This is a genomic window from Bradyrhizobium hereditatis (genome assembly GCF_020329435.1).
Classification (GTDB): Bacteria; Pseudomonadota; Alphaproteobacteria; order Rhizobiales; family Xanthobacteraceae; genus Bradyrhizobium; species Bradyrhizobium hereditatis.
On record NZ_JAGKJK010000018.1, the window covers coordinates 15039 to 28590 of the forward strand.

General features: G+C 61.6%; 13 protein-coding genes and 1 pseudogene. 5 read left to right on the forward strand and 9 right to left on the reverse strand.

The window, feature by feature from the left end; genetic code table 11:
- Positions 1-20: 20 nt before the first annotated feature.
- A complete protein-coding gene (locus J6524_RS30795; RefSeq protein ID WP_225677654.1) occupies positions 21-1319 on the forward strand; it encodes a lysine N(6)-hydroxylase/L-ornithine N(5)-oxygenase family protein in 1299 nt (432 codons plus the stop codon).
- 4 nt (positions 1320-1323) lie between these two features.
- Here J6524_RS30795 and J6524_RS30800 read toward each other — a convergent pair whose 3' ends face one another.
- A complete protein-coding gene (locus J6524_RS30800) occupies positions 1324-2001 on the reverse strand; it encodes a 4'-phosphopantetheinyl transferase family protein (protein ID WP_225677655.1) in 678 nt (225 codons plus the stop codon).
- Between the two features lie 330 nt (positions 2002-2331).
- Here J6524_RS30800 and J6524_RS30805 point away from each other — a divergent pair, with 330 nt between their 5' ends.
- Positions 2332-2733: a hypothetical protein gene (locus J6524_RS30805; protein ID WP_225677657.1), complete on the forward strand. Its 402-nt coding sequence runs from the start codon at positions 2332-2334 to the stop codon at positions 2731-2733.
- Positions 2734-2924: 191 nt separating this feature from the next.
- Positions 2925-3589 (forward strand): annotated as a pseudogene (locus J6524_RS30810) (HAD hydrolase-like protein).
- A gap of 77 nt (positions 3590-3666) precedes the next feature.
- Here the strand turns inward: J6524_RS30810 and J6524_RS30815 are convergent.
- Genes J6524_RS30815 through J6524_RS30825 form a run of 3 tightly spaced genes read right to left on the reverse strand, consistent with a single transcriptional unit; the run spans position 3667 to position 6564 of the window.
- Positions 3667-4665, reverse strand: coding sequence for an SIS domain-containing protein (locus J6524_RS30815; protein WP_225677734.1), 999 nt, complete (start codon positions 4663-4665; stop codon positions 3667-3669).
- A gap of 11 nt (positions 4666-4676) precedes the next feature.
- Positions 4677-5621, reverse strand: a complete 945-nt coding sequence (locus tag J6524_RS30820) for an N-acetylmuramic acid 6-phosphate etherase (protein WP_225677659.1) — start codon at positions 5619-5621, stop codon at positions 4677-4679.
- A 19-nt stretch (positions 5622-5640) separates the two neighbouring features.
- Positions 5641-6564 carry a glucosamine kinase nucleotide-binding domain-containing protein gene (locus J6524_RS30825; protein ID WP_225677660.1) on the reverse strand — a complete coding sequence of 308 codons (924 nt, stop codon included), beginning with the start codon at positions 6562-6564 and terminating at the stop codon, positions 5641-5643.
- A 90-nt stretch (positions 6565-6654) separates the two neighbouring features.
- Here J6524_RS30825 and nagA point away from each other — a divergent pair, with 90 nt between their 5' ends.
- Positions 6655-7869, forward strand: coding sequence for an N-acetylglucosamine-6-phosphate deacetylase (gene nagA / locus J6524_RS30830; protein WP_225677662.1), 1215 nt, complete (start codon positions 6655-6657; stop codon positions 7867-7869).
- 9 nt (positions 7870-7878) lie between these two features.
- On the forward strand, positions 7879-9081 hold the full coding sequence (locus tag J6524_RS30835; protein ID WP_225677663.1) for an aspartate kinase: 1203 nt from the start codon (positions 7879-7881) through the stop codon (positions 9079-9081).
- Positions 9082-9163: 82 nt separating this feature from the next.
- Here J6524_RS30835 and J6524_RS30840 read toward each other — a convergent pair whose 3' ends face one another.
- From J6524_RS30840 to pdxR, 5 genes are all read right to left on the reverse strand, one after another.
- Positions 9164-9691 carry a c-type cytochrome gene (locus tag J6524_RS30840; RefSeq protein ID WP_225677664.1) on the reverse strand — a complete coding sequence of 176 codons (528 nt, stop codon included), beginning with the start codon at positions 9689-9691 and terminating at the stop codon, positions 9164-9166.
- A 211-nt stretch (positions 9692-9902) separates the two neighbouring features.
- Positions 9903-11027: a methyltransferase gene (locus tag J6524_RS30845; RefSeq protein WP_225677665.1), complete on the reverse strand. Its 1125-nt coding sequence runs from the start codon at positions 11025-11027 to the stop codon at positions 9903-9905.
- 10 nt (positions 11028-11037) lie between these two features.
- Positions 11038-11550, reverse strand: a complete 513-nt coding sequence (locus J6524_RS30850; protein WP_225677666.1) for a LysE family transporter — start codon at positions 11548-11550, stop codon at positions 11038-11040.
- The gene (locus J6524_RS30855; protein ID WP_225677667.1) at positions 11547-11780 is read right to left on the reverse strand and encodes a DUF1127 domain-containing protein; all 234 of its coding nucleotides are present in this window, start codon (positions 11778-11780) and stop codon (positions 11547-11549) included. The genes J6524_RS30850 and J6524_RS30855 overlap by 4 nt, the downstream gene beginning before the upstream one ends.
- Before the next feature lie 250 nt (positions 11781-12030).
- Entirely contained in the window at positions 12031-13551 is a 1521-nt protein-coding gene (gene pdxR / locus J6524_RS30860) for a MocR-like pyridoxine biosynthesis transcription factor PdxR (protein WP_446479903.1), read from the reverse strand.
- Position 13552 lies beyond the last annotated feature (1 nt).

Here is a 13552-nt window from a genome sequence, read left to right on the forward strand (position 1 = left end):
CCCGAACGGAGCGCAGCTTCATGTCTCACCAGCTTGCGATCGAGCACGACGTCATCGGCGTCGGATTTGGGCCTTCCAATCTTGCGCTTGCGATCGCGTTGGACGAATGCACCAGAAGGTCGCGTCTGAAATGCGCGCCGTTGTTCGTGGAAAAGCAGCCGCATTTCACCTGGCACGGCGGCATGCTTCTGCCGGGCAGCGACATGCAGATCTCGTTTCTCAAGGACCTCGTTTCGCTGCGCGACCCGACCAGCCCGTTCACCTTTGTGAACTATCTGCACAAACGTGGCCGCTTGCTTGATTTCATCAACTGTCGGACGTTCTATCCGAGCCGGCTTGAGTTCAATGATTATCTCCGATGGGTTGCCGGCCAGTTCAAATCTCAGGCGGCGTATGGCGAAACCATTGTCGCCGTCGAGCCGGTGACGGCCGGGCAGACTGTGACGTCCTTGCGGGTGCATTCGCGGACGCTTGCCGGCGGTGAAACTGTGCGGCTTGCAAGGAATTTGGTGGTCGCTGTGGGAGGGCAGCCCTATGTCCCCCAGATGTTTGCGGCGATCGCCAGCGATCCCAGATTGTTCCACTCCAGCCGCTATCTGGACGCGGTCGAGTGCGCCGGCCTGGATGGCAGGGCAGCGCGGGTGGCCGTGGTCGGTGGAGGACAAAGTGCAACTGAAGTGACGGTTGATCTCCACAGCCGCTTTCCGGATGTGTGCATCGATCTGATCTTTCGCGGCCACGCCTTGAAGCCATCCGACAGCAGCCCGTTCGTCAACGAGATTTTCAATCCCGATTACACCGACTTCATCTATGCGCAGCCCTCCGAACGGCGGGATGCGATCGTTCGCAACTTCCGGAATACGAATTATGCGGTGGTCGATTCCGATCTGCTCGATCAACTGTATCGATTGCTCTACCAGCAGCGCGTTGGCGGCGAGCCGAGGGTCACGTTGTATCCACGAAGCGAGATAACGGGCGTGGGCGTGGGGGCGGACGGGATCGAGATCAGCCTGGTCGACAAGTTCGGAGGTGAAAATCGCCGATCGACCTATGATGCCGTCGTCCTGGCCACCGGATACGACAGGGAGACACCGCACGCATTTCTGGAGCCGATCCAGCGTTACATTCGTGATAGCGTGCTGGATCGCAACTATCGGCTCGTCACCAGCCCGGCATTTCGGCCGCAGATCCATCTCCAGGGCTACTCGGAAGCTTCGCACGGCCTCAGCGATACGTTGCTCTCCGTCCTTGCCGCGCGTTCGCAGGAGATCGCGGAATCGCTGCTCTCGACCATCTCGCGCCGCGAGCTGATCGCGTAAGCCGTCAGACGGCCGACGCAATCAGCCGCCATTGCCCGGCAGGTCCAAGTGCGTCCGGCACCGAAAGCACGGCAGGCGAGGGCCCTGCATCGATGACCACAATATTCGGAGGTATTGTGAATCCGAGGCCGGCGGCTTTGAGCAGGGCCTCTTTGAGGGTCCAATAGCGAAGAAAGAGACGAGATCGCAGTGCTGCAGGAGCGCTCCAAAGGACCTTCCGTTCTTCTTCCGCCAGGGCGATTTCGCTGATGGAAGCCATGTCATCGACTTCTCGCAGCGGTTCGATATCGACTCCGATCGACATGCGGGCCGCTGCAACGGCTACGGCGCCTCGCGCATGGCTCAGGCTGAAGTCGAAATCCGCAGGTCCAGCAACGAGCGCCGGCTTGCCGTGGGCCGACGGTTCAAATCGCAGGGTCTTGGCGGGTACATCTATGAGTCTCCCAAGCAGCATGCGCGCGCCGGCATGCGCGGCCAGATAGCTCATGCGGTCCTCAAGGTGGCGGAACCGCACCAGACGTTCGGTCTCTTCGGCGTCGAGCATTTGCGCGGCTTGTTCGATACTGGGTGCATCGGCGGTGCCGCCAGCGACATCTTGCAACGCAGATACCTTCGCAAGCCAGAGAGCGATCTCTCCTTGTTTCAGCGGCTCGATTGGACGCGCGAAGCCCGCAGCGGGCATGCACCGCACGTGAAGCCGCTCCTGCGCAGCCGTGCACTTGACGGCTATCGACCAAGCGAGGAAGGCGCTTGCAGTATTGGTCGAAAGCGCTACGGCGAACGGTTGGTGTGCAGCCCTTCGGAAGTTCGTCATGTCTGTTGGCTGGGACATGGGCGCAAGCGTATGCAACTTTCGAGTGTGTTTGTGCACCGTGCGGACCCGATGTTACTTAGAATCCATCTAACCGTGAGCAATCGTAACCATGTGTGGTTGCGACAAACACTGGTTGTGCTGATAGATTCATTCTTAAGCGCTTCGGCGCCATTTGCAGACTCAAACGTAGAACTGACCATGAGAAAATCCGCCACTGTCGAGCAGCCCACGGACGGCTATTTGCCAGAGCGGATTGCAACCATACTGGTTCGCAGCCAGCATGCAGGTCTCGTCAGCAAGGAGTTGGCCACGCGCATCGACTACCTGCTCGAGATTGCATCGCTTCATACCAGAAACGAGCTTCTGGGGCTGCCGGGTTTGGGCCGCCTGGGTGTCCATCGGGTTGAAAGGTGGATGACGTTTCATGGCCGGCGCCTTCGCCGCAACGACGAGAGCCTCGACAGCGTGATCTGTCGATTTGGCTTCCGACAGGCATGTCTCGAAGAGAGAGTTGGCCGGGGTAGACCTGTATCGGTGATATCGCCGGAGGAAAGAGACAAGGTCCTGCGCGGGCTCGGTTCATACGATATGCGCGCCTGACAGCCCTCCGGAGCGGCGTTGGTGTCAGTCGTGCTCATAAACACCAATCCGCAGAGCTGCGACGCGGAGCGCGTCCGACATTGCCAAACGTCATCCTGTCACGGCGTCGATGGAAACGGCGCGATTGATCCAAAGCCGATGTTGCAATGTGCAGGCGTTTACTGGTCTGCTGCCGGCCGCTATGGTCGGGCATGTCTCCAGCCCGCTCCGTACTACTGGACCTCGACGGAACGCTAATTGATTCGCAGCCTGGCATTTTCGCAAGCTGCTCAGCCGCACTGCGAGCGCTCGGACATGATCCAGGCGAAGCGCAGGACATAAAGCGCGCCATCGGGCGCCGCTCGAGGACATGTTGCAGGCTTTGCTGCAGGCACGCGGAGACGACCGGATCGGTGAAGCTGTGGCAGCCTATCGCGAGCACTATGGCCAAAGCGGTCTGCTCGGAAGCAAGCCTTACGATGGAATCAGCGGCGCGCTGCAGGACATGCAGCGAGCTGGATTGCGGATCTACTTGGCTACGTCCAAGCGTGAAGTCTTTGCCCGGCGCATTTTGCAGAACCTGAAACTGGCAACATACTTCGACGGCATCTACGGCTCAGTGCCAGGCGGTGAGCTGGATCATAAGCCTGAGTTGCTCGCCCATATCCTGTCGGAACAGGATATCGATGCTTCGCACAGTCTTATGGTCGGGGATCGACGGTATGACATTGTCGGGGCCCACGCGGTCAAGATGCGCGGTCTAGGCGTGCTTTGGGGATATGGTAGCCGAGATGAGCTCGAAGCGGCTGGCGCAGATCAATTAGTGGAACGGACGACTGATCTCGCTCGCATGGTTCTATCAATGTTGAACGAATAGGCTCCAACTTGCTCAAACGGAACGGAGGTCGTTTCGGCGCTTCAGCTTTCAGCGACCAGCCAGCGAACCGTCAGCTGTCAGAACGTCTCGGTGATCTTGCTCAGGCGAGGCGGACGATCCGGGTCAAATCCGCAGGCGCGCGCCGTCTGCTCGATCATCCGATAGGCCGGAATGAGCATGGTGATGGGGTCGGTGACGGGGTCATCCTCGGAAAGCCAGGGCAGCGACCCCAGCGGTCCGCCGCAGAGATGCAGCGCGATCTTTTGCTCGCGCAATTCTTCTGCCAGCGCGTCCACCGTGGCCGCCGTTTCATCCATCAGGCGCATCATGACAACCGGCGTGCGCGACGATAGCGCAGCACGCGGTCCATGCTGCAGCTCGGCGGCGCTCAGACCAATGGAAGGCAGGCGCAAAATTTCCGAAAGTTTGAGCGCGATCTCGCGCGCCGAGCCGAGGCCCAGGCCCCGAGCCGCCACAAACACAGCCGACGCCTTGGCGAGATCATCGGCGATCTCGGACCAGTCGAGCGCCAGCGCGCGGTGCAGGCGCTCGGGTAGCCTGTCGAGGGCTGACCGCAGCAAACGATCTTCCGCGAGCTCGGCAACAAGTCCGGCGCCAGCAGCCATCGAGCCGATCACGGTCTTCGTCGCCGCGACGGAATGCTCTTGGCCTGCTTCGATCGGCACGACGAACTCCGCTTCGTCAGCCACCGGCGACGCCGTCGCATTGACGATGGCGATGGTGCGGGCGCCCGCGGCGCGCGCCGACCTGGTCGCCGCGACGAGGTCAGGGCTGCGTCCGGATTGCGAGATCACGATGAATAGCGCATGGCGCAGCATCAAGGGCGTGCGAAATGCCGTGATCACCGAAGGAGCGCTGGCTGAAACGGGAAGGCGAAGACGCGTCTCGACAAGGTATCTCAAGTAAACCCCGGCATGCCCAGAGCTCCCCCGGCCGCACAGGACGCACAGGGGAGCGGAGCCAATCCCAATTCGCTGTGCGATGTCGCGCGTGGCGGGGCGGTTACCAACAATCTTGGCGACAACATCCGGGCTTTCCCCGACTTCGCTCGCCATCGCGGATGTCGTCACGATTCAACTGCTCCACCTTGCTTGCGTGCCGCCGTTCCCTTGGGCGGCCAGTGACGATCTTTGGCGAGCTCAGCAAACACGCGCCGAAGGTTGCCGTCACAGTTTTTCAGAACGGTCTCGGCGTCAGCCCTGCCGACGCCCAGCGCCAGAAGGCTTGCCGTCTTGATGTCTCCTTCGGCCTGCTCAAGTGAGCATGCCGCGTGCGACGGATCACAGTGCGCGATTTGCGCCACCATGGCCTCGGCGCGTCGCTTCAGTTTGGCATTGGTCGGCTGCATGTTCACCATCATGCCGCGATATACCCGGCCAAGGCGCAACATGATCCCTGAGGAGATCAGGTTGAGCACAACCTTCTGCGCGGTGCCCGCCTTCATCCGCGTGGAGCCGGCGATCAGCTCGCGGCCGGTCTCGATCAAGATCGGAAACTTTGCCGATGCCAGCAGTGCGGTGCCGGGATTGTTGGCGACACCAATCGTCACTGCACCGAAAGCCCCTGCCTGCTGCAGCGCTGCGACCGTGAATGGCGTTGTCCCGCTGGCGGCTACGGCGATCACCACGTCGTGCGGTGTGAGCTGCGCGGCATTGATCTGCATGACCGCATCGTCGACATCATCCTCCGCGCCCTCGATGCTGGTGACGAACGCGCTGTCTCCGCCGGCGACGATGAAGCGGACGCGCTCTTTGGGCCAGGCGAAGGTCGGCGTCAGCTCGGCGCCGTCCTGGACCGCCACCCGGCCCGAGGTGCCGGCGCCGATATACACAATGCGTCCGCGATCGCCCAGCGCTGCCTTGGCCGCTTCGGTCGCCGCAGTGATGGCAGGAAGGGCATGGCCGATGGCTGCGACCGCCGCAAGCTGGCCCTCCCACATCGCTTCCATCGCCGACGTCAGCGACCATGCATCAAGGTCGGCGAAACGGGCGTCGACTTCTTCGGTGGCCATATAGTTGATCCAAGCACCATCAAACGCGGAACTTTGAAGCCTGTTCATGGTCGGTTTCTCTTTTGGGCAGGTCAAGCCGCCCTCGCGCCACAAGTAACGCCCCGGCCGCCGCGTCGGCGTCAGGGCGTCTCAGGCGGGCGCGCAGGTCGGGCGTCAACCAGGGGGTAAGAGCATCCGCGAGCCCGCCCACGAGCGAGAGCCGGTCAATTCCTCTCGCCAGGAACACATCGAGCAGATCGCCAATCGCATCGGCCGCGCGTTCGACAATGCGACGGCCGACCGGATCGCCCTGATTGGCGTGCCGCATCACGATCGGCGCGAACGCAGCATAATCGGTGGCCCTGGCTTCTTCAGACCAGGCCACCGCCTGATAGGGATCATGATCGAATGCACCCAGCACCTCCGAAAGCAACGGCGTCAGCTCGCCGCGGCGATCCGCGGCGCGCAGCGCCAGTCGAACGACCTGTAGGCCGATGTCGGCGCCGCTGCCTTCGTCCGACACGGGAAAGCCGTATCCGGCGAGACGGATTTCGCGGCCGTCGATCAGGCCGACCCCCACCGAGCCGGTGCCGGCGACCACGATGGCGCCGTCCGCGCCGCTATGGGCGCCAAGACAGGCCGCCAGGCCGTCGCTGATGAAGATCACGGACGCAAAGGGATGCGCGATCTTGTTGAGCGCCTCCTCTGCGCCCCGGCGGCCAATACCGGCAAGGCCAATTCCGGCGTGCATCCGCGCGAAGTCCTCGCGCGTCAGTCCGGCCTGTGCGGCTGCCGCTTCGGTAGCCTCCATGATGGACCGCCAGGCCTTCTCGAAGCCAATCCGCGTCGTGGCAGGCCCCGAGCTCGCTTCACCGAGTACCCTGCCGTTTTCGTCCTCGATCCGGGCGCGGCAGCGGGTTCCGCCGCCATCAATGCCGAGATACGTGGTACCTTTTGTTGCCATGGAAAGTTAACGCGACGGTGTCGCTCCGGGTCCTTACAAGGCCCCTTAGTGTACATATGAGGTCTTGTATGGGATTCGCGTCACGAGTCCGTGACTGCCATTCTCGGATCGATACTGATGGGCTCCGCTGGTTCGTCCTCTCCCATGATTGCCGAGCAGCAGATCTTTGATATTGCCGCGCAGCAAATCTTTGATGGTGCCGACATGCGCGGGCCGGGGTCGGTCAGGATCTCGCAGGGGCGGATTGACAGCATCACCTTTGGCGAGGCGGAGGCGCGCGCCTCGATCCACCTTCCCGAAAACGCGATCCTTGCACCCGGGTTCATCGACATCCAGGTCAACGGCGGCGGGGGCGTTCTTCTCAACGACCAGCCAACGGAGGCTGGCGTTCGACGCATCGTTGAGGCGCACCGCAAGGAGGGGACTACGGGCTGCTTGCCGACCCTCATCACCGACCGCAGCGAGATCATCGAGCGATTGGCTGGCGTCGCCCAGGCTTGTCTGAAGATTCCCGGCGTGCTCGGCTTTCATCTGGAAGGACCGGCCCTCAACAGATCTCGCAAGGGCATTCATCCGGAAGCCGAGATACGCGTGCCAGATCGGCGCGATCTCGCCGCGATCAAAACTTTTGGAGGCTGCGGCCGCTCCATTGTGACGCTGGCCCCGGAATGCGTTCCCGCGTCAATGATCGATGAATTGATCGAGGCTGGATTGCGTATCGCGGCCGGCCACAGCGACGCCACTGCGGCCGAAATCGGGCAGGCGGTCGATCGCGGTATCTCGGGGGTGACTCATCTGTTCAATGCCATGTCGCAGTTGAACGCAAGGGAGCCAGGCCTGGTGGGCGCCGCGCTTGACGATGACCGGCTGTTTGCGGGGATCATCTGCGATGGCATTCACGTTGATCGCATCGGTTTGCGTGTTGCCTTCCGCTGCAAGGGACGCGATCGATTGATGCTGGTCACCGATGCCATGCCATTGGCTGGCACGAACGACCGGCAATTCATGCTGCAAGGAAGGCGGATCACGTTGCACGAAAATCGCCTGACTGGCCCCGATGGCACACTCGCGGGCGCTCACCTCACCATGATCCAGGCGGTGCGCAACGCTGTTGCGCTGCTCGGGATTTCGCTTGACGATGCCCTCATCATGGCCTCTCGGACTCCAGCGGCATTTCTGGGCCTTGAGTCCGAGCTTGGACGGATCGCGCCCGGATACCGCGCGGACCTTGTCGCCTTCACCCCGAACTTTGAAATCGCCGGCACATGGATAGGTGGTGTCGGTTCGGTGGGCGAGGCTTCTTAGCGAGATTAGATGCGCAACCATCCCATCATCGTGCAAAAATATGGCGGCGCCTGTCTTGAGACGCCGGCGAAAATTCGCGCGGTTGCGCGCAGTCTCGCCGACCTGCATGGCCGCGGTCATCGTGTCGTGGCGATCGTCTCCGCCATGGGCAAGACCACCGACCAATTGATCCAGATGGCTTATCAGGTAAGCCCCGCTCCCAATCGCCGTGAACTCGACATGCTGCTAACGACCGGTGAGCGCATCAGCATGTCCCTGATGAGCATGGCGCTTTCCGATCTCGGCGTGCCCGCGATCAGCTTCACTGGCAGCCAGGCCGGCGTGATGACCGATGATTCCCATTCCTCCGCTCGCATCCTGGATGTACGCCCCATTCGCGTGCATGAGGAACTTGAGCGTGGGCGCGTTGTAGTGCTGGCAGGATTTCAGGGCGTGAACCCGGCGACGAGGGAAATCACCACACTCGGCCGCGGCGGCAGCGACACCACGGCCGTTGCGATGGCCGCGGCGCTGAAAGCCCAGCGCTGTGAAATCATCAAAGAGGTCGACGGAATTTGTTCGGCCGATCCGCGCATTGTGCCGGATGCAAAGCCGCTGAGGCGAGTGGACTTCGCATCCCTGTCGGAGATGTGCTTCTGGGGTGCAAAGGTCCTGCACTTTCGCAGCGTAGAGCTGGCGCAAAGTCAGGATGTGCCTCTGGTTCTCAAGCAGTGGGGTGGCGTTAAGCGCAGCACGCTAGTGCTGAAAGAGGTTGCAGGCATGGAAAACGGAAAGGTTCTGGCCGTCAACTCGATGGCTCGCATTGAGCACGTGGAAATCGATTCCAAAGATCTCAATGATGGGTTTGAGAAATTCGCGCAGCATCTCAGGGAAAACAGCCTGTCCTGGCCGCAGCTCCTGGCATCACACTTCACGGCAGGAAAAACCAGCATGACCGTGGCCTGTGATTCAGAGTGGCTCGATGCACTGTTGCGCACGCTGGAGCACGCCAAGGATATGCGCAAGCGGCGCGAGGCTTCAAGCTCGGTGAGTCTGACCTGCTTCGGCGGCGTTTCGTCGGAATTGCCGTTCCGGGCGTTGCAGGTTCTCGCACAGCAGGGGATTGTCCCCGACAAATACGTGTTGTCGCCGCATTCGGTCAGTCTGTTTGTCCCTGTGGAGAGCCGGGAGGCCGCGGTTAAGGCGTTGCATTCGCTTGTCCAGCAAACATAGCTTCGCGAAGCGGCAGGGATCGCTTCCGCTTACGTCCGCTTACGCTAAGCAAATGCGGAGTATTGTTTGGATCAGACCCAGACTACTTGGCCGCAGCCGCTGCGGTTTCGCCCGGTGGCACAATCCGGAACATGAAGGTCGAAACCTTTTCTCCGGGTTTGAACGGACCGGGAATCTGGTTGCTGACCGGATTCAAACTTTGGAGAAAAGCCGCGATCGCCATGGCGTCGTCCGCTGTGAGTTTCGCAAAAGCGTGCCAAGGCATGATCGGCGCTAGGATGCGGCCGTCCGGCCGTTCACCAACCTGTATCGCCTTCACGATCTGCTCTGGGGTCCAACTACCGATGCCGGTCTTTTTGTCGGGTGTGATGTTTGGGCCCACAAAGACACCTTCACCCGGGATCTCGAAGCCCACATCCGAGCCGCCGAGAAAGCGTGACATGTCGGGATTCCCGAAGAAGTATCCCGGCGTGTGGCAGTCGTTGCAGCCGCCGAGCGTGACGAGATATTTGCCGCGCGTGATCTGTGAGTCGTCAGCCGTGGCCGCGAACGCTGGAAGCGCGATAACTGACGCGGTCACGAATGCAAGACGAACTGAAATCCGCAACATGATTTGCCTCCCTGGCTTCGATTGGTTGGTCCCCCTCTGTAGTGACCGTTATGCCGAAGCTCGGATTATGCCGCATGGTTGGAGTTGGCGGCGGAGTCGCGGGCCTCCGACCATGCGGTGTTCGGCATAGGCTTGACTGGTTATTTGGAGCTCCTTTCGGTTATTCTCGGAAATTGAACTGCGGTGCGCATATTCCACTCAGCTTTGCGTCTTATGGTTTGCGGCCGATCACGGCGCCGTTCGCGGCGGGTGCGTCGAACCAGACCGTCTCGATGTTCCGGAAGCCGGCTTCCTCGAGCCACGCCGAATATTCGGCCGGTGTGTAGTTTCGCCCTTCCGTCTCGATCAGCATGTTGAGGCTCATCAGCGCGGCCGGCGCCGGCCCGGTCTTTTCGTAATTGACGAGAAGCTCGCTGATGACGACTGCGCCGCCGCTCGGCAAAGCCTCGAAGGACCGGCGCAGCAGGGCGCGGTTCTTCGCCTCGTCCCAATCGTGCAGGATCATCGACAGGAGATGCACGTCGTGATCCTCGGGAAGCTGCTCGAAGAAGTTGCCGCCGGCGGTCTCGATGCGGTCGGTCAAGCCGGCCTCCGTAATTTTTCCCGCGGCGATCGCGGCCACATGCGGCAGATCAAATACGGTCGCGCGCAGCTTCCCATATTGTTTGCAAAGCTCGATGTCGTACGCGCCCGATCCGCCGCCGATGTCCAGAAGGCGGCGGAAATCACTGAGATCCACGGCTTCGCCGAGCTTGCGCGCGGTCATCGTGGAGAGCGAATGCATCGCCTCCCAGAAGAGTGCCAGCATGGTCGGATCCTCGCCCTCGAACATCGAGGATTGCACTGCCGGGTCCCACGTGGTTGGTCGGTTCGTGCGCAGCGCTTCGGTAAGTCTGCCCCAGCCCGCGTAGAGCCGCTTGTCGGCCATCTGCACGAAGCCACCGAAGTAATACGGCTTCCCGCGCACGAGATAGGCTTCGCTTAAGGGCGTATTGCGATAACGGCCGTTCGTTTTCTCCAGAAGCCCGAGTGCAGCGCAGCCGGTCAACAGCATCTCGGCCGGGCGGGGATGCAGACCGAGCGCTTCCGCCAGCTCCGCAACAGTGGTGCCGGCGCCGCCTGCAAGGTGACTGAACAGGCCCTCCTCGTGTGCTGCAGCCAGGGTCTTGAAAGCCCAGAAGCCGGTCGCAAGGGCCATTAGCGGGACGGCGGAAGGAAGCTCCTGCGTGGTGACGATCGGTTGATCGGTCGCGCGCAGCCTTGTCTTGCCCGAGATCGAACCGGGCTGGCGGGCAAGCGTTGTCCTGTGCGCAGCAGCGCGCTGATGGTTGGGCATAGAGCTCTCCTCAGGTGTTGACGGTTAATTCGCAGCTCTTAAGCCGCGCAGTGGTCTTCAGCACAAATCCACGTAGTCGCACTCTCGACGAGTGATAGACGCGAATTTCCGCTTGAGGCATTTCGGCCTCCCGTTTCCAGCAATGCGCTCCTTCCCTTGGCGCTCCGCCGAGGCGTCGAAAAGCGTGGTGCCCATGGTTGTTTCCTCTTTGTGTCGCGCCGTGCGCCGCGTCCGTGGATACGAGAATGGTTCTGAGGCCCATCAAGATCAGCACGATTCCTCCAGTGATGCGCAGCGGTGTGTGCAAGGCGAGCGTCATCTGCGTCAACACGGTTCCGCTCACCACGGCCAGGCAACTGAACATGCCGTGGGCTGTTGCCGCACCCATGCCGCTCGCGACCCCAAACCAGCTTCCGAATGCCAGCGTCCGCTGCACGCACATCAAGCCAATCGGGCCGAATGGGATGGCGACGAACAAGCCCAGCGCGGCCGCCGGCAGCAAGTGCGCGATGAACGGCGTCATTTCCAGAACGGCTTGGCCGCTTCGGCCATGGCCTCTTGTCGCGTCTTGCCGATGTCCTTGAGATGGTGGTCATCGAGCTCCGCCAGGGCTTGCCGTTGCCGCGACCGCTCCGAACACTGAGCACACCAGTCCAGGAACCGTAATCCCCATCCAGGTCGACGATCGCTGGACGCCACGGCTCCGTTCGTGGCTCGCTTCAGAATCGTGAGTGAATCGACAACAATGGACATGCTGTCCTCCTGATACACAGAAGTTGCGCGGATATAGCGGCATGCGCGTCGCTAGCGTGTGAGTTCGTTCACCTCTCACGCTTTTTCGATCTGCACCTTTGCAGAGTTAGCTGCGGGAACGCGTCCGCCCTGGTCCGTCGACCTTTCAGCGGCCTGACACTAGAAAGCGGAGCGGTATGAAGGAAGGTCCAATTCACGCACGATCAATCAGTCCAATTCAGGCGCGCGCCGTCGCCTCTAGCAACGTTGGTCACGCCGCTTCGCGTCGCGGCACACGTCCATCGAAACATCTACGCAGCCGCCTCAGCCCTTCGGCAATCCGCGCCGTCTCGATCGCCCCATATCCCAGCATGATTCCGGCCTGAGGCTCTCCCTCCAGCGGGAAGGATTGAATGGCGACGCCGAGATCAAGGGCTCGCGATGCGATCGCATCGAGATGATCAGCCGACGCTCCTCGCGCGCAGGCGGTGATGTGCAGCCCGGTGCTCGATGGAACAAGGTCGAGGTAATCGCCAAAGTTCCTCTTGATTGACGCGGTCAGCAGCTGATGCCGTTCGCTATAGATGCGGCTCACCCTGCGAATGTGGCGCGCAAACGAACCCTCGCCGATGAACTGCGCCAGCGCGTTCTGCGCTATTGTGGCTGTATGCCAATCGGCGACAAACTTCGCCTTGCACGCCACCTCTCGCAACGCCGGCGGCACGACCATGAAGCCCAGCCGGAGAGCCGGCAGCAACGTCTTTGAGAAAGTGCCGACATATACGACGCGACCGGTCGTATCGAGGGTCTGCAGCGGCTCGAGCGGACGCCCGCCGAAGCGAAACTCGCTGTCATAGTCGTCCTCGATGACAACCGCATTGTTGCGCTCCGCCCAGGCAAGCAGCGCACGTCGACGCGACAGGCTCATGGCCACGCCGAGGGGAAACTGATGCGACGGCGTCACGTAGATGGCCCTGGCCCCGGACGGCAGCGCCTCCACGACGAGGCCCTCGCTGTCGACCGGCACACCGATCACGCGCGCGCCCAGCGCCTTGAACAAGTACTTTGGAGGCAAATAGCCCGGTTTCTCCACCGCAACGATATCGCCGGGCTCGAGAAGCACGCGAGCGACGATGTCGAGTGCCTGTTGGGCGCCATTGGTCACGATGACGTCGTCGGGCGATGCGGAAACGCTGCGTGAGATGCCGATGTGGCGGGCAATGGCCGCGCGCAGGTCCCAATTGCCCGCGGGATTCTCGTAGACGCCTGCGGCCATCTCGCGCGAGCGCAGCGCACGGGCTACGACCCGCCGCCAAGCTCGGTGTGGAAATAGCGAAGCGTCCGGAATCCCGGCTCTGAAGTCGAAATGCGCCGCGCGGAGAAAGAACGCCCGAACTGGTATCGTCTCCCAAACTCCACGCACGCGAATTGCGCGGGCTGTCGATCGCCTTGTTTTCGATGCTGGACGTTTTGCCTCGAATTGATGGCTGACGAACGTCCCGGCGCCCGTATGGGATGTCACGAATCCTTCCGCGAGAAGGCTTTCATACGCGACCGTCACCGTCGATCGTGCAACCGTCAGCGCGGCGGCCAGTTCCCGCGTGGATGACAGCCGCTCTCCAGGCCGGAGGCGCCCGTCCAGAATGGCCTGCCGGATCTGACGGTAGATCTCGCCACTGAGGTCACTTCGACCAACAAGACTGACGTGAAAAGCCACAATCCTGGTCCGTCTTTCCTTTGCAATGGACCGGCAACCCTGCACAATGGTGAACGTTCCATCATACCGCTTCACA